Source organism: Methanolobus sp. ZRKC3, from assembly GCF_045291275.1.
In the GTDB taxonomy this organism is placed as follows: domain Archaea; phylum Halobacteriota; class Methanosarcinia; order Methanosarcinales; family Methanosarcinaceae; genus Methanolobus.
In genome coordinates, this window is the sequence record NZ_CP146982.1 from 1,454,680 (window position 1) to 1,475,962 (window position 21,283).

Consider the following 21,283-nt stretch of genomic DNA (forward strand, 5'->3'; position numbering starts at 1 on the left):
AATTGTTATAAAGAGCATTATACTCCATGAAAGCTATCATCCTTGCAGCCGGAGAAGGGAGAAGGTGCCGGCCACTAACAATTACAAGGTCTAAAGTAATGTTACCCGTGGCAAACAAACCCATTCTGGAGCACGTTATCAATGCTCTGGCTAAAAACGATATCAATGACATAATCCTGATAGTTGGTTATGAAAAAGAACGTATCATGGACCATTTTGAAGACGGAGTACGTTTTGGTGCAAATATCAAATACATCGAACAGAAGGCCCAGATAGGCACTGCCCATGCAATTCTGCAGGCACGAAAACTCATAGAGCCCGATGGTGACGATTTTTTGGTACTGAACGGCGATAATATCGTCGGAACAGAAGCTATCAGCGACCTTGTGAAAAAAGCAAGTGGCAATGCAACTGTCCTTGTATGTAAAAAAGAGGATGTCACAGGATATGGTGTTGTATTGACCACTGGCAAATATATCGAAAGAATCGTGGAAAAGCCGGAAAGTATGGTCAGTAACCTTGTAAATACAGGAACATATCTGCTAAACCCAATGATATTCGACCTGATAGAGAGGACACCAATAACAGCAATGGGAGAGTATGCCATAACCGATACATTACAGATAATGATAGACAGTGGCATGGATGTTATAATGGCAAATACCAATTCAGAATGGATCGATGCGGCGCATTCCTGGGACCTGCTTAAAGCAAATCCCATCCTTCTTGGAGACCTTGAAGAAAGCCTGGAAAAAGGAACTTTGGAAGACGGTGCCGTTGTAAAGGGTAATGTTTCCATCGGAAACAATACAACCATACGATCCGGGTGTTATATTGTAGGACCAGCCATAATTGGAGATAATTGTGATATCGGACCAAATGTAGTAATACTTCCTTCAACAAGCATATCTAACAATGTATCCATAGCATCCTTCACACAGATACAGAACAGCATAATAATGCAGGATGTACGTATCAATACCCATTCAAGCATATCAAACTCCATTATAGGAAGCAATGTGGAGATTGGATCCAATTTTATCACTGAGGAAAAGGAAAAACTGATGATAGAGCTTGAAGAAACCCTACATCACGCAGACAAACTTGGTACTGTGATAGGTGATGATACAGAGATTGGAAGCAATGTATTTGTGAAAGCTGGAACAATGATCTCGACCAATTGTAAAGTTAATTCGGGCAATAAGATAACTGAAAACCTTCAGGAAAACTCTATCGCCATATAAGTAGGGAAAAATATGTGTGGAATAGTAGGATATGCAGGTCAGAATCAGGCTGCACCAATTCTGGTTGATTCATTAAAAAAACTGGAATACAGAGGATATGATTCTGCAGGAATTACAATACTCAATGGGGAACTTGCAACGTATAAGGCAGTTGGCAAAATAGCAGAACTTGAAGCAATATTACCTGATGATCTCAATGCATGCATAGGAATCGGACATACACGATGGGCCACGCACGGCAAACCGGAGACGAGGAATGCTCACCCACACATGTCCTTAAACATATCTGTTGTACACAACGGAATCATTGAGAACTACATGGTACTCAAGGAAAAACTGATTACCCAGGGATATGAGTTCGAATCTGATACAGATACAGAAGTAATAGCCCACATGCTTCACCATAAAATGAATGCTGATAACGGAAAAAGAGACCTGTTATCAGTAATGAAGGAGACAATCAAATGTCTGGAAGGGTCTTATGCCATTGCAGCTCTTTGTAATGATGAACCGGACAGGATGGTATTTGCAAGGAAGGACAGCCCTCTTGTTCTGGGAATAGGAGAGGATGGTAATTACGCTGCATCTGATGTAACTGCTTTTTTGAAGTATACTAAAGATGTTATTTACATTAACGACAACGAGATTGGCACCCTTAGTTCAGACGAAATAAATGTGTTTGACCTTGAAGGTAATTCCTTAACAAAAGATGTCGAGACCGTTGAATGGAACCTCGAGGCTGCTGAAAAGGCAGGATATGAACATTTCATGTTAAAGGAAATACATGAGCAGCCCACCTCGATACAGAACACCTTTGCAGGTAAATTACTGGAGCTTGAAGGAAATGTCAGGCTGGATGAACTCTACCTCAGCAAGGAACAGATAAAGAACCTGCGCAGGGCTACAATTATAGCCTGCGGAACCTCATGGAATGCAGGTATTCTTGGAAAATACCTGTTCGAGAAACTCGCAGGGATCCATACGGATATTGAGACCGCATCCGAGTTCAGATATGGCAATCCCGTACTTTGTGGGGAGGAACTCACCATAGCTATCACACAGTCAGGAGAAACTGCCGATACGCTGGCTGCGGTCAGGAGTTCCAAATCATATGGATGCAGGAGCATTGCCATTACAAATGTTGTAGGCAGTACCATCACCAGGGAATCTGACAGTGTGCTGTACACCCGCGCAGGACCGGAGATAGGCGTTGCTGCGACAAAGACCTTTACAGCTCAGCTTATCACACTATACATGCTTGCCATATACCTTGGTAGAAGCCGTAAGGTGATCAGTCCCGACGATGCGAAGAAACTGATAATAAGCCTGAAAAAACTCCCCGGCCAGATCCAGAAAATACTGAACAAGAAAGATGCGATCAAAGAATGTGCCGAGCAGTTTGCAGATAAGAGAGACTATTTCTTCATTGGCAGGTACCTCAATTATCCAGTAGCACTTGAGGCTGCATTGAAACTCAAGGAAATATCATACATACATGCTGAAGGGTATGCCGCAGGAGAGCTTAAACATGGGCCTCTCGCACTTATCACAGAAGATACACCGGTTGTGGCAATAGCAACCAAGGGACATACTTACGACAAGGTACTCAGCAATATCAAGGAAGTAAAAGCTCGAAATGCAAATGTTATCGCTGTGGCAGATGAAGATGATACTGAGATAGAGAAATATGCAGATATTGTGCTGAGAATACCCACATCACACGAAATGATAGCACCTGTACTATCCTCTGTGGCACTGCAATTACTTGCATATTACACGGCACTTGCAAGAGGTTGTTCCATTGACAAACCCAGGAACCTGGCAAAGAGTGTAACAGTAGAATAATTATAGACTAGAACTCTAACGTATTTATTAAGATTATTAAGAGGCTTATTAAATGAAACTTTTTGGTTCATCCGGGATAAGAGGTATTACAAACAAGGATGTCACAGTAGACCTTGCATTGAAGGTAGGACTGGCCCTTGGCAGATCAAATAAGAAAGCAGTCATAGGAAGAGACCCCCGGGTTGCAGGCGAAATGATAGAACACGCCATCATCTCAGGACTTGTATCTGCTGGTTGCGATGTGGTGCGTGTGGGAGTTGTTACCACACCTACACTTGCCTATGCAGCGAGGAACTATGATTGTGGCGTAATGGTCACAGCATCACATAACCCTTCGGAATATGTTGGCATCAAGCTCTGGAATCCGGATGGCATGGCCTTTGATTCCACACAACAGGAAGAGATCGAAGATATTATAGAAAAAGAGGATTTTGCCCCTGTCAAATGGAATATGGTTGGAAACATCACTTCTTACGAAAATGCAGTACGTGACCATATGGATATGATTCGGAAAAATTCCTCCGACTCTAAACTCAAGGTCGTGGTGGATTGCGGGTCTGGAGCAGGATGTACTATCACACCATTCCTGTTAAGAGAGATAGGATGTGAGGTAATTACACTGAATGCACAGCTTGACGGGCATTTCCCGGCACGTAACCCCGAGCCAAACGATAAAAATCTGGGGTTGCTCAAAAAGGCGGTTAAGGAATTTGAAGCTGATCTTGGAATTGCACAAGACGGTGACGCTGACCGCATGATGGCAGTTGACGAGAACGGTGTATTTATTTCAGGAGACGAGATGCTTGCCATCTTTGCACGCTACGAGTGCAATGAAGGGTCAAAACTCGCAGTACCTGTGGACACTTCTATGATAGTGGATGATGCACTCCCTGGTACTGAAGTTATCCGCACAAGGGTCGGCGATGTCTATGTTGCCGAGAAGATGAAAGAGATCAAAGCTGATTTTGGTGGAGAGCCATCCGGTAGCTGGATATTCCCAAGAATATCCTATTGTCCCGACGGCATATATGCAACTGCCAGACTTGTTGAGATAGTTCAGGAAAAAAGGCTGGGTGCACTCAGGGATGAACTACCAGAATTCCCAACTCTCAGGGACACCATTGTATGCGAGGATTCCAGAAAAGCACAGGTCATGGAAGCTGTCAAGTCAAAAATGGGAACTATGGGAGAAGTTTCCGATATTGACGGAGTTCGTGTTGAAATGGAAAACGGATGGGTACTTGTAAGGCCTTCCGGAACAGAACCTAAGATCAGGATCACAGCCCAGGCAAAGGATAATATCGAGGAGCTCTACTCCATGGCCGAGAATATCGTTAAGGAGAGCCTTAAATGAAAGCCGTTATCCTTGCAGCCGGAGAAGGCACCAGGATGCGGCCACTCACCGCCTCAAAGCCAAAGGTGATGCTACCCATAGCCAACAAGCCCATGATAGAGCACACAATATCCGAGGCAGTTGATGCAGGAATATTGGAATTTGTCATCATTACAGGATATTGTGAAGAATCCATCATGGATTACTTTGGAGATGGCAGCGACCTCAATATTAACATTGAATATGTGCACCAGGAAGAACAGCTCGGAACTGCCAATGCTATTGCTTATGCCAAAGGGCATGTCGACGGCAAATTCATTGTGCTCAACGGCGATATGCTTGTAAGGTCCGAGCATATCAAAAGACTCCAGTCAAGGGAAAATGATGCTATAATAACTGTGAAGGAAGTGGAGAACCCCTCCAGCTTCGGAGTCATCGAAACAAAAGAGGACAGGGTTATCAGGATAATCGAAAAACCCCAGTTACCGCCAAGCAATCTTGTAAATGCAGGTATTTACCTCTTTGATGAGGTTATTTTTGATTTCATTGAAAGAACCGAATTGTCAAGCAGAGGCGAACTTGAGATAACCGACTCCCTGCAGATGATGGTAGATGAAGGATACAATGTCGGCTATCAACTACTTGACAGTGAATGGCTTGATGTTGGAAGACCCTGGGATATGCTTGAAGCAAACAAGATTCTGCTCGAGAACATTGATGCAAAGCATGAGGGAACCATAGAGCCATATGCCACCCTGAACGGGAACATACATGTAGGAAAGGGCAGCATCGTACGCAATGGTGCATACATCACAGGACCTGCCATAATCGGGGAAAACTGTGACATTGGGCCAAATTGTTTCATACGCGCATCCACAACGATTGGCAATGATGTTCACATTGGAAATGCTGTTGAGGTAAAGAACTGTGTCATAATGGACGGTACCAAGATAGGACACCTCAGCTACCTGGGAGATAGTGTCATTGGAGAGAAATGCAATTTCGGTGCAGGTACAAAGGTTGCCAATCTGCGCCATGACGGAAGGAACATACGCTGTCCTGTAAAAGGTGAAATGGTAGATTCTGGAAGACGGAAACTTGGAGTCATCATGGGCGATGATGTCCACACAGGCATCAATACAAGTATCAATGTCGGAACTGTAATGGAAGCTGGAACTTACACCCATCCCGGGGAAGTTGTAAAGGGCCTCCGAAAAACTAATTAAGGTACTTTTTCCTTTTTGATTCACTGAGTGATGCAATTGATCTTTAATATAGAGCTCCAGAAACTGAAAGAACTTGCAAGAAAGGCTGCCGAGGCAATAGAGCAGTATGATCATGCACGCGTCATATCCCATAATGATGCAGACGGACTAACATCCGCAGGTATAATCTGCCAGGCACTCATGAGAAAGGGCTTGCACTTTCACCTGACTATCGTTCCAAGACTTGATGGTGCAGTTGTTGATAGTATTATCGAAACTGTGGAAGATAAAGACCTTGTCATCTTCTGTGATATGGGAAGCGGACATACCAAATACATATCCGCCATCAGCAACGATATGCTTATTTTCGACCACCATGTGCCTGTGGGCGATTCACCTGCAAAGGTTCTTGTGAACCCACACCTCACGGGAATCGACGGAGCAATGCATATCTCAGCATCAGGCGTTTGCTATCTGGTCGCAAAGGAGATGGATGAAGATAATGTTGACCTTGCAGGACTTGCGGTCGCAGGTGCAGTTGGCGATAAACAGTTGATGGATACCGTTAATGGAAGCATACTTGATGAAGCGGTTGAAGCCGGAGTAATATCCATACACAAGGGACTGAAGGTGGGAGACGGAGCTATTGCAAAAGTCCTGGAGCATACACCGGAGCCTTACCTGGACATAACAGGAAATCCAGAAAAAATCAACGAATTCCTGGATATTCTTGACCTGAAGGGAAATGTGCAGGAACTTTCAGATGACGATACGAAAAAGTTGACATCCGCTGTTGCACTCAAACTTGCAAAGAACGCAAGTCCTGAAGCCATTGATGCTGCAATAGGGGATGTCTATTTCCTTGAATACGAGCTTGTCAAAAATGTATATGACATGGTTGCCATAATGAACACATGCGGAAGAATGGATAAGCCAGGTATGGCACTATCCATATGCATGAAAGACAGCACCCACATGGAAGAAGCTCATGAGATGGCTATCGAATACCATCGTTCAATTGTGGAAAATATCAATAACGCAACGGACAAACTGCAACATGGCCAGAGCATATGGTATCTGATCGCAGAAGACATGAAAGCCACCGGAATGATAGCAAGTACGGTTGTAAGATATATGAGTCCCGATATGCCTTTTGTGGCAATTAATCAAGTAAACGACATTGTAAAAGTATCCGCAAGGGGAACCCGGGCACTTGTAGAGAATGGACTTGACCTTTCCTTTGCGCTTCGTGAAGCTGCCAATTCTGTTGGCGGAGATGGCGGAGGGCATAATGTCGCCTCAGGAGCTGCAATACCCCCCGGTACAGCAGAAGAGTTCATCAAAAAGGTTGATGAAATAGTTGCAGAACAGCTCAAAACCGAGGCTTGATTATGAAGATACGCAGCACCATAGAATTCAGGGATGAAAATGCTCCCTATATTGCAGAGAGAATCGCAAAATCACTTGCACCCGACAATCTTAGCAGTATGGAAACCGAGACATCAGAATCCAGTGCTAAGATACATATTAAAACTGAAAAGATCACATCACTTATCGCAACCATGGATGACCTTCTCATGAATGCAAAGGTTGCAGAAGAAGTATTAGAAAACCTGAAGGAATAGCCACAACTATTCCCATAAAGGTCTGTTCTCATCGATCAGTGATTTTTGTTCATCTATCCTGGAGCGTTTGTATATAAGAGCTGCCGGGTGGAACAATTTTAAAAGAACCACATTACCTTCATCGGTTTTTTCTGCAACACCCCAATCCAGTTTCCTATTCTTGCAAAATGCTTTCTCAGCAGTGTTACCAAGAAGGATTATTACTTTTGGGTCCAGCAAACTTATCTGTGCCAGAAGAAAAGTCTTACAGGCATTGATCTCAGTTACGTGCGGATTGCGGTTGTTGGGCGGGCGGCATTTTATTGTATTTATAACCGCGTAATCATTCTCTGACAGACCCATATAATCTATCATTTCATCCAGGTTCTTACCGGCTCGCCCACAGAAAGGAATGCCGGTCTCGTCTTCATTCTTGCCCGGAGCCTCACCTATGAAAACAACCTTTGGACTTTCAGACCCCTTACCTATGACCTTGTTCGTAACAGTTTCGTGAAGAGCACAGCTGTTACATTGCAAGATCTCTTCTTCGATATAGGAAATACCCCCATTCACCAGTTCGATAACACGGGGAGAACTTAATGTAAAATCTGCAGAACTCATAGTATCATGCCTGAAGGTCTTCCATGAAGCGTATCTGCTCTGAGATAAAGGAATTGTAAGGAGCTTTGAGACCAAACTCTTCTGCCTTTTTGACAATTGCAGCATTAAGGAAATCTATCTCAGTCTTCCTTCCTGAAGATATGTCCTGAAACATCGATGAATGATGGTTAGCCGTATTCGGAAGCTGGACATCATGCAGGTATTTGAGATATTCCTCCGCACTTATCCAGGGAAGCGGTACTTCTTCAGCTTCTACTATCATAAAGGCCTCTTCTACGATATTGCGGATGATCTGCCATGCATGAGCATTACTGAGTTTGCCATAAGGCACACCCATAACGGCACCAAGTGGATTGAGAGCAGAATTATAGAGCACCTTGGACCATATCGAGGTCTTTATATTCTCTGTAACTTCAACAGAAATACCGGAATTCTTTACAAGCTCAGCCAGCCGGATGACTCCTTCATCCAGACCTGAAGGGAATCTGCCAAGATTCATTGGACCGCTTTGAACTGATACGTGAATCTGCGCATCGCCCTTCCATTCAAATCCGGTGATGATGGTGCCGCCTATCACATGGTCTGTGTATCTTGCAATTATCTCCTCGTTGCCAAGACCGTTCTGCATACTGATGACCTCACGGCCTTTTACAACATCTTTGAATTGCTCACAAATAGACTCAGTTGCAGTTGACTTGGAAGCAATGAAAATGTAATCAAAATCAATATTATCAGGAACATCTTCCGAGCAGCTGAAACTGTATGTAGCTTCACCCCATATTCCAGTCATCCTGAAGCCTTCCGACCTGATCTTTTCAGCATGCCTTTCCCGACATACGGCATGCACATCACAGACAGATGAGAGCTTAGCAGCAAGTGAAAGACCTACCGCTCCTGCACCTAATATTAGAACATTCATATGATTCCCTCGCTTTTTGATAGTAATGGGTTTTTCTATTAAACAGTAACTATTGAACCCTGGAATAGATGTTCAAATGGAATCATACTAAAAATAAAGTGCTGCTTTAAAAATAGCAGCAGCACACAATTTACCTTAACTTATTGTTGCGACACCTGATGGAATAGAATCCAGGCTCAGGTCCATTGGATAATTAACGTGGTCCATGGCACCAGATGGGATCTTACCAATAAGAGGTTTGATCTGGAAAGGAGAAGCACCGGTTGGGTCTACACCATCCATATCAGGCTCTATTGATATCACTGCCAGGCTTTCACCATCAGCAAGATCTATTGGGAAGACAACGCCCTCAGGTGCGTTAACGAGATAATCTTCTCCAGGGAATGGAGGACCTGGTTCCACACTGCTATAGTCATCGAAGAAATCCACTTCATCAACAGCTGTGAATCTTCCTGAAGTAATTGGCTGACCCTGATTGACAACCCATCCTTCATATACCCAGCCATCAGGCAATTCCGGCAGGTCCAATCCAGGTGTTGGAGGCAATGGGAGCTGCAAGAACCAGATACCACTGGCTTCATCAGTATCAGCACCGTTAGTGGGTGTTGCCAGTATATAGGTTCCTGTAGCTTCGGACAGATCGAGTGGGAATTCCAGCTCAGCCATTCCACCTTCCAGTTCGCCTGCCAATATCACAATGCCACTTGGATCCGCATCAGCGTCATTTTCAGGTTCTATGGTAATAACTACCAGGTCCGCTGAACTCAGGTCCTGACCAACATCGAATGATATTTCGTCACCTGCGTTGAATGTTCCAACGCTAAGTTTCTCTTCTCCGGTTATTACCCAGCCTTCGTAAACACCCTCTTCTAATGGATCCAATCCATCAAAATCAAGCTCCACAACCGAAACCAGAGCTTCTTCTGGTTCAGCACATCCGGCAACGAATAAAGATGCCAGGACTACACAAAACAACAAAATTGTTGCATATAATTTGTTCATATTTTCCCCTTCGTTCACGGTTTAAGTATGGGCACTCCACCCATACTTTCAGATAAGGGAGGCTACATGACGTATATTCGCATACAAGATATCGAGTGCTTCCTACCGGAGTAAAACAATTGCACTGATACTGAAACAAGCTGATATTGCATCGAATGTAACTTTACATTAAAATATACGCCTCACTAAGCATCATGTAAACAACCCCAATAAAAAATTGTTAACAGAATTACTTATAGATTCCGAATCAATCATCAGTTTATAAACTTCCACATAACTATTCGCACAAAATTTAATATGTTGCGTCATAGAACATTGTTGCAATGAACGGCAATAGAAGTTCTTAATTATCAAAAGATATATCATGCATAGATTAAGCACAAGGAAAATACAGTATTTGCAAAAATATCTATTCAAATTTCCTAATAATCACATCATCAAAAGGAACGGAATTACAATGGAATTAAAGTTCGAATTAAAATGTTCACTCAAGACAAGCACTGATGCAACAAAAGCTGCTGATGTTGTTGGTGCATTTATTAATGAGGCTAATGAGACAATACTCACAAAGGGTGCACCCGAAGGTCAGGGAGCAAAGGTTACGCAGTGGAGCATTGAAGGTGACAGAATCAAGCTCAACGTGGAATCAGGCAGACATGTGCGTGTACACGATGCAATGCTCCGCATGAGAAAGCCACTTGCAGGAAAACTTGGAAAGGAATTCAAGATTGGCATACGTGGCATCGAGGTTGAATCATTTACCATTGAAGTTCCATCTGAAAAAGCTCTTGCAGAAATGAAGATACCATATGTCACAGAGATGAGCTACGATGCCGGTGCCATCAAGCTTGTACTGGATGTGGATGAAGCTGCAATGTCAAATCGCATACCTGACAGGATACTTACCCTGATGGAGGATAAGATCGAACAGCTATCCTACGGCGGAAAGACAGAACACTGGAATGTGCTCTGGCAGAGTGAAAAGAAAGAGCATGCATTCTCAGAGGATCCAACCAAGGCTATGATGGAAGCCGGATGGATCAAGAGAGGAGCAAGTCGTGGACAGTGGGTGCATGGACCGCAATCTACCAAGATGTTCAGGACATTTGAGAAGATAGTTCTTGAAGAATTACTTGAGCCACTTGGTTACAGGGAAATGATATTCCCTAAACTTGTGCCCTGGGAGGTCTGGCAGAAATCCGGACATGCCAAGGGTGTTTACCCTGAGATCTACTACGTTTGCCCACCAAAGACCCGTGACCCTGAATACTGGGAAGAGGTCATTGATCATTACAAGGTAACCCACGAGGTACCAACTGCACTGATCAAAGAGAAGATAGGCGACCCTATAGGTGGTATGTGTTATGCACAGTGCCCACCATTCTGGGCATACCTGCAGGGTGAGACCATACCCACAGATGAATTCCCAATCATGGTCTTCGACAGGTCTGGCACCTCCCACAGATACGAGAGTGGCGGAATACATGGCATGGAGCGTGTGGATGAATTCCACAGGATAGAGATCGTCTGGACAGGAACTAAAGAACAGGTCATTGAGGCTGCAAATAAGCTGCATGACCGATACATGCACATATTCAATGAGATACTTGATCTGGAATGGAGAAAAGCATGGGTAACTCCATGGTTCATGGCACAGGAAGGACTCACAGGTGTTTCTGAGCAGACAGAAGCAGGCACCACTGACTATGAAGCAGTACTGCCCTATCGTGGCGAAGAAGCTGAGTGGCTGGAGTTCCAGAACGTCAGTGTCAACGGTAACAAGTACCCATCAGGATTTAACGTCAAATCCCAGTCCGGAGAGGAACTCTGGTCAGGCTGCTCCGGCGTAGGTCTTGAGAGATGGGCTTCCGCATTCTTTGCACAAAAGGGACTCGACCCTGAGAACTGGCCGGAAGAATTCAGAAAGAGAGTAGGAAAGATACCTGAAGGTGTCAGGTTCCTGTAATCTTTTTTTACAAGAAAAAATCAATTGTTATTAGTATTATTTTCAGGAGATACACTCCTGAAAATATCTGTTTTTTTAATAATTATTTTGTTGAGAATTCAAACTGTTTCCGATCTTGTGTTCAGTATGAGATCGATGAAATCCTTTGTTTCTTTCTTCACATCATCGCTGCATACAACAGCAGAAATTGCAACCAGGCCGTCAGTACCTCCCTCTATTACAGGCAGGCAGTTCTCCTTATTTATACCGCCAATGGCAACTACAGGAATGTTGATGGCATCCTTTACTTTCCGAATCATATGAGCACCCACCCCATCCCCTGCATCTTTTTTGGTTGAAGTGTTGAATATAGGACCAAGGCCAATGTAGTCAGCACCGCTTTTTTCAGCAGCTATTGCCTGCTCAACATTATGGGTTGAAAGACCGACTATCTTGGAATGACCAAGAAGTTTTCTTGCAGTATCAATGGGCATGTCATCCTGGCCGATGTGAACACCATCTGCATCCACCGCCAGAGCAACATCTATCCTGTCATTGACAAGAAATATGGCTTTGCTACCGCAAATACTCTTTATACGGGATGCCTCGCAAACCATTTCCTTTGTAGACATGTTCTTTTCACGATACTGAACGATCTTACATCCGGATCTAACGGCATCTTCCACGTCTGACAAAGTGCCTTTTTTTGAGAGACCGGAATCTGTTACAAGATAAAAATCAATGTCTTCCAAGAGGGATCTTTTTTGCTCATCCATAATTACACCTTATATGTACACTTATATTTACAACATATTTACAGCTATTTTTAGCTGTGTTTATATGTTGTTTGGATTGAGATTAACACTCTTTGAAATCCATCCTGTACATTGCCAATTCATCAGACAGGTTGAACATCTCATCATAGAAGTTCTGCTTGAAGCTTCCCGGACCATTTGATTTTTTCGCCGCAAGTTCCCCGGCAACTCCATAATAACAAAGCGCATCCTTTGCAGCCTCAGCGTAGTTGCTACTTACTGAGGCAAATGAGGCTATCACTGATGCAGCCATACAACCGGTACCCACAAGTAAACCCATCTGTTCATGACCATTATTCACCACAAAGGTCTTTTCACCATCACTTACTACATCTTCAACTCCGGTCATTACCACAGTACATGATCTTGCCAGTGCAAACTCCTTTGCAAGCTTTATGGGATCAGCATCAATTGAGGTTGCTTCGACTCCCTTTGTTTGAGCACTTTCACCTGCGAGTTTTGCGATCTCGGAGTAATTGCCTTTGATAATATCAATACTAACGGAGTCAAGTATCTTTGCAGCCATTTCATCCCTGAACTTCGTTGCGCCAACACCTACGGCATCAAGTACTATGGGTATCTTCTTTTCATTTGCAGCTTTTGCGGAGATCAGCATTGAATCGATAAGCTCAGTTGTAAGGGTGCCTATATTAAGCACAAGTGCAGAGGATATTCCAGTCATATCGGCACACTCTTCCGGTGCATGGGCCATTACAGGAAGCGCACCCAATGCTCTTGTCATATTGGCACAATCATAGATAGTTACCCAGTTGGTAATGTGATGTACCAATGGCTTCGTTCCTCTTATTGTTTTTAGTACTTCTTTCATTGTAATCTACCCGAATCAGATAGTTATCTTTTCTATCTACTGTTTAATACTCCCACCATTACGATAATTTGTATTTAAGCAGATTGTTTTTCACAATTGTGAATAAATCTTTATAGAAACTCTAGATTAAATACCTTTTCATAAAGTAAAATCAATTGGTTTTTAGACCGCTCTCGTCAATACATCAAATTTCATAGCCCCTAGGGTAGGATAATATGGATTTAAGGAGGCACACCATAGCCTTTGATATATTTTCGTCCATACGGGATCATTTCTTCGTTATCTTGAATCTAACCGATTTATTTATATATAGACATGCATAGTATAGAGAGCCAATTTACAGAGTATATACTGTTTCATAATGACCGCAGTTGAACACTTACAATAATCATATTATCATAACATATTTCATCATATCACAATCATCGGAGGAATTACGTGGCAAGGAAAACACAGAGAAAATTAGACAAGTGGAAGTCTAAGACATGGTACAACGTTGAAACACCAACTTTTATGAGCAAGACAAATATCGGAGTAACTCCTGCAGAGGATCCAGAACTGCTGGTCGGCCGTATTGTTGAAACAACCGTTGGTGAGATAGCTAACGATTTCACAAAGCACAACACCAAGCTCAAACTCGAGATCGACGCAGTTAACGGTGATGTTGCAAGCACCAGATTCCTAGGTCACGAGATCACAACAGACTACCTTCGCTCAATTGTAAAGCGTCAGACCTCAAGGATTGACACAAACCTCGATGTAAGGACAAAGGACGGATATATCATCAGAGTCAAGCCAATCTGCTTTACAGTAAAGAGAGCAAGAACAAGTCAGATCAAGGCTATCAGGGAAGTAATGGGCAAGATCGTCAGGACACGCGCATCCGAACTCACATTCGAACAGTTCGTTGAAGAAGCGATCCTTGGAAAGCTTTCCGCAAACATATACAGGAACTCAAAGTCAATCTATCCACTCAGAAGAGTAGAGATCAGAAAGACAGAAGTCAAGAAGGTCCCTGCACCAGCTGTAGAAGCTTAAATCTATTTTCGGTATCACTCTTGTGATACCAAAACTATCTTTTTTACTTTCAATTATTATTGCAAGCTCATGCTGTATTACGAGCTTCGCTATCGTATTCCTTCCGAATCATACGAGCCATTTCCTCGTTGGCATCGATTATAAAGGAGCCGATATAATCACAGTATTTGCAATGATAGAGTCCTTCAACCCCCCCAGTCTCATAATATAGATCAGGACTACCGCACACAGGACATACCTGCATCATCTCTTCGGAATCATCATCCTCAGCAACTAGTTTTTCAATCTCGTCCATATCTTCAAGATCTGCATCCATTTAGAATCTCCTCCTGAAAAATCCTGCACTTACCCAATATAAGATGATACGGGAAAACATATCAAATTATCTACATCATCGTGCTCCCATCATAAACTATCAGAGAGTTCAGGAGGATACGGAGAGAAGAATGTCTGGGCACAAAGATATTCCAGCTCAAATTCCTGCGCCCGGGAAATTAGTATTTTTCTCAGCTCGAATATAGCAGAGTTGTCCTCCCGATAAGCCTGCAGTTTGTTGAGAAAGAGGAATTTATCTCTGGCACTTAGTTTGCGGGAGAAATAACCGAAAGCATGCATCATTGCATTGACCACAGAACCGGAGTCTGCCGGTTTTGACAGCAATTCCACCAACATTGGAAGATAATGCTCATAGACCTCATCCACCTTGCACCCTTCCCCGTTCGCAACTACATCACCCATAATCCTCATTAGATCCTGGTTATAGGCCATGAACAGAAGCTTGTTACGAGTATGATAATCCAGAAGTCCCTGGGTGGTTCTCAAAGAAGCTGCTTCCCTGAAAGATGCAAGTGCAAATATCCGGGCAAGGAAATGATCCCTTAGCAGAGGGTCTGCAATTCCCAGCTCATCCACAATCGGAAGATGCGAATATCCACTGATCACAGCATCCGCAAAGAAACCGTTCTCGTGACTGTGCATGAACTTATGGGCTTTATCATCAGAGAAAGCCTTGGTCGTCCCAAGCCCGCACGAAGGAGACTTCGATTTAAGAATGAAACCATCAAAATCGTCAAGCTCTTCAAGATATGACTCTGCAAAATCCTTCATATTGTCAGTCAGATCGCGTCCTGTAGCCGGCTGTACAAGCCTTTTTTCACCGTCGAGAACTATGCGAATAGGTTTTCGCGGAAGACCGAGTCCGATCTCACACTCAGGACAGACATCAATGAATTCGACAAACGGCTTCATGGACTCCACAAAAGGAGATTCCACCATCTGTGCATCGTAACGACAGGCAGCAAAACCGAGACATTTACTTATCACGATGATAGGACGTGGGAATTGGGACATTGGAAAAGTTTCCATGCTATAGTAAACGATAAACAATAAAAAAGAGTTTTTGGACGAAATTGCTAAGAATCCAGCAAGAACAGATACAAAAATAATAAAAAGAAAAGGGATTTTCCCAGAATCCCCTTTCACTTATGTGTGTAATAGGCCACTATCTCTTTACCCACATCATCAATGCGGCAGAAACCAAACCTCTCAAACTGTACCACGTTGTCCAGCTCTTCAACGATCTGATTCTCACCGATGCCTTCGAATTCACCGTGGGGAGCAAGGACTTTTACAGGAACTCCATTCTCAGGTGCCCAGTGTATTATCCTCATCTTTTCCTTTTTGGCTGTATCCATGGAATCATCGATGTAGCGAGCTTGAAGCGGTTCTGTTGATGTGACTTCCACATTGTAGAGGTCCTTGAGTCTCAACTTTGACCCAAGTTCGAGTTTTTCAACATCATCACTGCATACGTATATCTTTGAACCTACATCTATGCTGCGAGTTCCACGCTTCTCAGTGGGATGGAGGGAAGGAGTTACTGTGCATGCCTCAGCATCAGTTATCTCAAGCTCAACCGGATCCCATACGAAGAAATACCTGTTGGCTTTAGGATCTATGATCTTCCTGTTCTCGGCATAGAGAGTATCGAAACTAAGGCTGATGTCAGTCTCACCGACACCCATATCGATCATGAACTTGCGTATCGCCTCAGGGAGAATTCCACGTCTTCTCAGAGCACGCAGGGTTGGCAGGCGTGGGTCATCCCAGCCAGTGTATTCCCCTTCCTCGATGGAGTGACGTAATCCACTTGTGCTGAATTTACCGAACTCGTGCATCTTTACACGGCCCCAGTGGGTGGTTTTCGGGTATTTCCAGCCCAGATAATTGTAGATATATGTCTGCCGTTTTTCACTATCCATCAGGTCCTTGCCCCTGATGATATGAGTCATACCGAGTTCATGGTCTTCGATAGCACCCTCGAAATCAAGCAGTGGCCAGACACAGTATTTGTCATCGACTTCAGGACGGGGATGTGGAGTCTTGACGATCCTGAATGCACCAAAGTCACGCAGTGCAGGGTCCTTGTGAGTGATATCGGTCTTGATACGCAGGACTGCAGTCTTCTCCTCATACTCGCCTGAAACCATCTTATTCCAAAATTCCAGGTTCATCCCAGGACTCTGATCCCTGTGAGGACATGCCTCCTTGGCATCCTTGAACTTCTTGAAATCCCCACCTTCACAGAAGCAGACGTACGCATGCCCCATTTCTATGAGCTTGCGAGCATAATCATAATACATAGGGATTCTGTCAGAAGCAATAACAACCTCATCCGCTTTTGCATCCAGCCACTCGCAGTCCTCAAGATACCAGTCATAGGCTTCAAGCATAGGACGTTTGGTCTGTGGGTCAGTGTCATCGAATCGGATGATGAACTTGCCACCATATTTCTTCACATACTCAGAGTTTACAACGATACCACGCGTACTTCCAAGAGTAGGAGGACCATTTGGATTTGGTGCAAAACGCATGACAACGGTATCACCTTCTGCGACATCAAGGGGTTTGAGCCCCTTATCAGGCTCCTTCTTGGTGTTTAACTCCTCGATTAGTTCAGGTGCAAGTACCTCAAGACGTGCCTGCCACTGTTCAGGGGATTCCTTAGAAATCTCTACAAGTATTTCCTGAATTAAAGGGTTTACTTCCTTTGCCTTTGGACGCAGGTGAGGGCATGCTCCCATAACACGACCCATAACAGCACCGATCTGTGGTGCCTGTCCATATTTTACTGCGTTCTGAAGAGCGTATTTTTCCACATTTTTCCTGTCATCTTCAGTTAAAGTCATCAAAATTCTCCATTAGATAAAATTGAATTAAAATCATATCGGCTTCTGACCGATCTGATACTATGCTTGCATGAATGAATACAAAAAGAGATATAAATAATATGCTTAAACGGAATCGCCTATTTCCTTGATATGGGCTGCTCTTGCGTTAATATCAACAATATTGTCCTCAAATTCCTTGAGAAACTCCTCCACAGAATCACCTGAGATCGCACCATGAGATGAAGGCTTTATTAGATGCTCCTGCTCCAGAACACGAAGTGAATATCTTACTTTGTGTGTGGGCATACCTGTTTCCTCAGCAAGTTTCAAAATTCCTATGGGACCTCTTTCAACCACCGTTTTTAAAACCATGAGATGACGTTCCGCAAGCTCCAGTTCCCTGTTAACCTGATCAAACAGCATTATACAACCTCGTTTCTTAAATTACCAATTCCTTCTATCTCAATTTCCACGACATCACCCGGATGTATCTCACCCACACCCGGAGGAGTACCGGTGGCAATTATATCGCCTACTTCAAGTGTCATGATCCCGGAAATGAACTCAATAAGATATGAAACATCGAAGATAAGATTTGATGTACTGGAATCCTGCATGATCTCACCATTTAACTTTGTTCTGATAGAAGCATTATCCGGTTCAAAATCAACAGCAGGTACAATGAAAGGTCCAACCGGTGCAAAGGTATCAAAACCCTTGGCCCGTGTCCACTGACCATCCTTTTGCTGCAGGTCGCGTGCAGTAACATCATTAAAGCAGGTAAATCCCGCAATTACATCAAATGCCCTATCATAGCTTATGTTCTTGCACTTCTTTCCGATTATCAGTGCGAGTTCTGCCTCATAATCCACCTTGCTGCTAAAACCTTTCGGATAAATGATCTTGTCCTCGTGTCCTATTACCGCAGAAGGAGGTTTTATGAAAAGTATTGGCTCGTCCGGGACTTCCATATTAAGCTCAGCAGCATGGTCATGATAATTCAGTCCCACGCATACTATTTTAGTAGGATTGCTAGGAGGGAGTACATCGAGTTCTTTGAGAGAATATGCCCTACCATCACCTTCGTGAGATGTGACTGTATCACCATTTACCTCACCGTAGAATATATCGCCCGCATACCTGAATCGACCAAACATTAATGCAACTGTTCGTTCTCATTATAGATAAGGATAGGTGCTTTTTCTTAAACATGCAGGAACTTGGCCTAAAAATAGATAGTAGTAATATATGAGGCTATCGAGTTTATTTCTATTCAGAAAATCCTGCCATGGAACTTCTAACATTAACAATAATTATGTTGAATATACATGATGAATATATAGTTCACTATTTATTATTAAAATTAAATATATATACTGCCCGGATGTACATTACATTAAGGAAATATGGATTCCTGAAATTATATCTTAACAGCAAACAATAGTGAGGGATAAAATGGAAAGTAAAATTATAGCCAGGAAAACAGAGTGCAGATTCCATGAGCGGGACAAATATAACTACTCTGTAGATGTTGTTTTCGGAAAGTTTGAAGACCAAAAAGTTTGCTTACGCTAGGCAAACTCGCTTTTTTATTTTAAAAATAATTTTTGCAGGAATACCGGTTTTTGTAAGATATCCCTGCACAAGAACATTAACTTATTATCAGATTGGTAATCACAAAAGCAATAACCATTGCCACTATGCCAATCGCCCAGAATCTTAAAGCTTCGTTCAAAGGAATCTTGACATCCACGCACTGGTTAGCATTTAATGCAATAGGGGATGCACTTGCAACTGGTTTTGCAATGGATGGTGCGGAAGATACTGATGATAAGGGTGCAGCCGATACCGGCTTAGATAAGGTACCTGCAACTGTTTCTGTTTGTGGTGCTTCAAATGCAGAACGACTACTTTCCTTAATTGTAGGAGCTGGAGCTGGCGTTGAAACAGATGGTGCAGGCTCAATCACATTTACATTCTTATCAGCATCTGAAAAACTTAATTTTTCAACATCAGGTGCATCAGTAAATGTATTGTCCTCCTTTTTGACATCATCAGAGAACACATCGGTAAACGTGGCTCTTTCAACAGGTGTTTCTTCAGGAATAGGTTCTTCTGATTCAATGCTTTCCAACGATGAGACGGACTCATCCCCTACATCGGAAAGAGAGGATTCAAATGTTGAATCATCTGATTCATCCTCATCAGCAGGACCTTCAGAATCAAGGTTACTGAATATTGATTCCTCGCCTACTGGAGGAGTAAAGCTACCCCTTTCCGGTTGAGGGGTTTCGGTCACCCATCCCCCATCCTTTGTATCTTCATCTACGGTTTCAAATGCCTGCTCTTCGCCAGAATCCACAGCAGAGATATCAGAAAAGGTATTTTCCCCAGTATCCGGCGCTACATCTGGAACTGCCTCAGGAGCCATATCCTCGAAAGTTGGCTCAACTTCTTCCATTGCAGGCTGTTTCCTACCAATTATTCCCTGGTAATCCGGATCGATCTCAATGGCAAGGTCAAAGCTTCTCTTTGCCTCCTCGAAATTCCCCATCTTTTCCAGGATCCTGCCTTTCCTGAACCATGCTTCAGCATTATAAGGATTGGAATCCAGTGATCTGGTATAGTATTCTATCTGTTTTTCCGGAGTCTTGGCACCCTCTGCCATTTTAAACCAGTTTTCAGCAGCCTTTTCCTTTTTCTTGGACTTCACTTCATCAAGCATTCCCATGTTTACACCCTTTATGATAAATAGCAATTATAGCAAATACAGCAGACATATTATAGCAGATCTGCCAGATCAAGCACTAATTGATATCAATAATGTACCGACAAATATAATCTACTTGTTATAGAAAACTCACTAAATAATTACTTTTGCATTGCCCCATGCTATATTTATTGGCCTTTCAGCAATATAAAGACAGCAGACTAAACAAGCACACCAATAATGGAAAGCAGGAAAAAAGCCATTAGAAGCGCACCCAGTACGAAGAAATAAAATGCTTTTTTCAAGCGGGCGGATTTATGGTCATTTTTCATCCTGTTAAAAACAATGACATTATCGTACTCTTCAGATGACCTTTTCAGCATATGCAACACAGGAGAGTTCATGTCAAATTGAAGGGTATGATACGTAATATCCGGCTGGTTTTTGAGCAGGGACAGGTATAGTGCCGACACTGAATAGAAAAGAGAAAGAATTAGGCTAAGAAGGCCTGACAAAATAAGTGAATTTGAAATAAGACTTGTCGATATCAAATTCCCGGACAGTATGGAAACAACAACATTCACCATAAGTCCGATGAGGATTCCGGAAATAATGACGAGATTGGATGCCTTGCTCTCTATCGTTTGAGTGCGTTTCAATTCAAGCTGATAACGCTCTGAAAGTAGCTCATGCATGAGTTCCTCTCTTTTAAGCGGATCATCAATGGAGTATTTGTGACCTGAATTTTCCGAAAGTGAACCGGAGTCATTGATCTTCATTGTTCTACAATATAATATTGTAAAAAGAAGATAAATAAGTTGGGAAATGCTCAAACTTAGGTCACAGTTATGAATATATCCCCCCTAAGGTAATATTATATATGAAGTGTGGAAGTATACTTCCTGTACGGAAATACACAGCTTTAAAGAAAGGGGAGTTTTATGAAACGGGGTTTATTGGATACCATATTTTTATCGGAGAAACGAAAAAGATTACTATTACT

Annotated in this window: 20 protein-coding genes; 8 read left to right on the top strand and 12 right to left on the bottom strand. The window is 43.0% G+C overall.

Translation table 11 applies throughout. From position 1 onward, the window contains the following. Positions 1–26 precede the first annotated feature (26 nt). The 6 genes from glmU (V7O66_RS07295) to V7O66_RS07320 are packed head-to-tail and all read left to right on the top strand — an operon-like array spanning position 27 to position 7,252. On the top strand, positions 27–1,244 hold the full coding sequence (gene glmU, locus V7O66_RS07295) for a bifunctional sugar-1-phosphate nucleotidylyltransferase/acetyltransferase (RefSeq protein ID WP_406659646.1): 1,218 nt from the start codon (positions 27–29) through the stop codon (positions 1,242–1,244). A gap of 12 nt (positions 1,245–1,256) precedes the next feature. Continuing rightward, entirely contained in the window at positions 1,257–3,089 is a 1,833-nt protein-coding gene (gene glmS, locus V7O66_RS07300) for a glutamine--fructose-6-phosphate transaminase (isomerizing) (RefSeq protein WP_406659647.1), read from the top strand. Positions 3,090–3,141: 52 nt separating this feature from the next. Next, the gene (glmM, locus tag V7O66_RS07305; RefSeq protein WP_406659648.1) at positions 3,142–4,443 is read left to right on the top strand and encodes a phosphoglucosamine mutase; all 1,302 of its coding nucleotides are present in this window, start codon (positions 3,142–3,144) and stop codon (positions 4,441–4,443) included. Further along, complete coding sequence (gene glmU / locus V7O66_RS07310; protein ID WP_406659649.1) at positions 4,440–5,648, top strand: bifunctional sugar-1-phosphate nucleotidylyltransferase/acetyltransferase; 1,209 nt, start codon at positions 4,440–4,442, stop codon at positions 5,646–5,648. The genes glmM and glmU (V7O66_RS07310) overlap by 4 nt, the downstream gene beginning before the upstream one ends. 36 nt (positions 5,649–5,684) lie before the next feature. After that, positions 5,685–7,016 (top strand): DHHA1 domain-containing protein, encoded by a 1,332-nt coding sequence (locus tag V7O66_RS07315; RefSeq protein WP_406659650.1) that lies wholly within the window; start codon positions 5,685–5,687, stop codon positions 7,014–7,016. Positions 7,017–7,018: 2 nt separating this feature from the next. Then, complete coding sequence (locus V7O66_RS07320; RefSeq protein WP_406659651.1) at positions 7,019–7,252, top strand: KEOPS complex subunit Pcc1; 234 nt, start codon at positions 7,019–7,021, stop codon at positions 7,250–7,252. Positions 7,253–7,258: 6 nt separating this feature from the next. On the opposite strand, the gene V7O66_RS07325 is transcribed toward V7O66_RS07320, so the two are convergent. From V7O66_RS07325 to V7O66_RS07335, 3 genes are all read right to left on the bottom strand, one after another. Next, entirely contained in the window at positions 7,259–7,852 is a 594-nt protein-coding gene (locus V7O66_RS07325) for a uracil-DNA glycosylase (protein ID WP_406659652.1), read from the bottom strand. Between the two features lie 4 nt (positions 7,853–7,856). After that, complete coding sequence (locus V7O66_RS07330) at positions 7,857–8,771, bottom strand: ketopantoate reductase family protein (RefSeq protein ID WP_406659653.1); 915 nt, start codon at positions 8,769–8,771, stop codon at positions 7,857–7,859. A 135-nt stretch (positions 8,772–8,906) separates the two neighbouring features. After that, entirely contained in the window at positions 8,907–9,773 is an 867-nt protein-coding gene (locus tag V7O66_RS07335) for an anti-sigma factor (RefSeq protein WP_406659654.1), read from the bottom strand. Between the two features lie 457 nt (positions 9,774–10,230). Here V7O66_RS07335 and V7O66_RS07340 point away from each other — a divergent pair, with 457 nt between their 5' ends. Then, complete coding sequence (locus V7O66_RS07340) at positions 10,231–11,739, top strand: serine--tRNA ligase (RefSeq protein ID WP_406659655.1); 1,509 nt, start codon at positions 10,231–10,233, stop codon at positions 11,737–11,739. Between the two features lie 98 nt (positions 11,740–11,837). On the opposite strand, the gene thiE is transcribed toward V7O66_RS07340, so the two are convergent. Next, entirely contained in the window at positions 11,838–12,494 is a 657-nt protein-coding gene (gene thiE, locus V7O66_RS07345) for a thiamine phosphate synthase (protein WP_406659656.1), read from the bottom strand. 82 nt (positions 12,495–12,576) lie between these two features. After that, the gene (gene thiM, locus V7O66_RS07350; RefSeq protein WP_406659657.1) at positions 12,577–13,362 is read right to left on the bottom strand and encodes a hydroxyethylthiazole kinase; all 786 of its coding nucleotides are present in this window, start codon (positions 13,360–13,362) and stop codon (positions 12,577–12,579) included. Positions 13,363–13,800: 438 nt separating this feature from the next. On the opposite strand from thiM, the gene V7O66_RS07355 reads away from it, so the two are divergent. Beyond that, positions 13,801–14,400, top strand: coding sequence for a 30S ribosomal protein S3ae (locus tag V7O66_RS07355; RefSeq protein WP_406659658.1), 600 nt, complete (start codon positions 13,801–13,803; stop codon positions 14,398–14,400). 67 nt (positions 14,401–14,467) lie between these two features. Here the strand turns inward: V7O66_RS07355 and V7O66_RS07360 are convergent, their stop codons facing one another. The 7 genes from V7O66_RS07360 to V7O66_RS07390 form a co-directional block, all read right to left on the bottom strand. Beyond that, on the bottom strand, positions 14,468–14,716 hold the full coding sequence (locus V7O66_RS07360; protein WP_406659659.1) for a hypothetical protein: 249 nt from the start codon (positions 14,714–14,716) through the stop codon (positions 14,468–14,470). Positions 14,717–14,805: 89 nt separating this feature from the next. Further along, positions 14,806–15,765, bottom strand: coding sequence for a YbgA family protein (locus tag V7O66_RS07365; RefSeq protein ID WP_406659660.1), 960 nt, complete (start codon positions 15,763–15,765; stop codon positions 14,806–14,808). Positions 15,766–15,878: 113 nt separating this feature from the next. Further along, the gene (locus V7O66_RS07370) at positions 15,879–17,588 is read right to left on the bottom strand and encodes a glutamate--tRNA ligase (protein ID WP_406659661.1); all 1,710 of its coding nucleotides are present in this window, start codon (positions 17,586–17,588) and stop codon (positions 15,879–15,881) included. Between the two features lie 105 nt (positions 17,589–17,693). Further along, the gene (locus V7O66_RS07375; protein ID WP_406659662.1) at positions 17,694–17,993 is read right to left on the bottom strand and encodes a hypothetical protein; all 300 of its coding nucleotides are present in this window, start codon (positions 17,991–17,993) and stop codon (positions 17,694–17,696) included. Further along, on the bottom strand, positions 17,993–18,727 hold the full coding sequence (locus tag V7O66_RS07380; protein WP_406659663.1) for a fumarylacetoacetate hydrolase family protein: 735 nt from the start codon (positions 18,725–18,727) through the stop codon (positions 17,993–17,995). The genes V7O66_RS07375 and V7O66_RS07380 overlap by 1 nt, the downstream gene beginning before the upstream one ends. A gap of 494 nt (positions 18,728–19,221) precedes the next feature. Further along, positions 19,222–20,301: a tetratricopeptide repeat protein gene (locus V7O66_RS07385; RefSeq protein ID WP_406659664.1), complete on the bottom strand. Its 1,080-nt coding sequence runs from the start codon at positions 20,299–20,301 to the stop codon at positions 19,222–19,224. Positions 20,302–20,501: 200 nt separating this feature from the next. After that, on the bottom strand, positions 20,502–21,059 hold the full coding sequence (locus tag V7O66_RS07390; protein WP_406659665.1) for a hypothetical protein: 558 nt from the start codon (positions 21,057–21,059) through the stop codon (positions 20,502–20,504). Positions 21,060–21,283 lie beyond the last annotated feature (224 nt).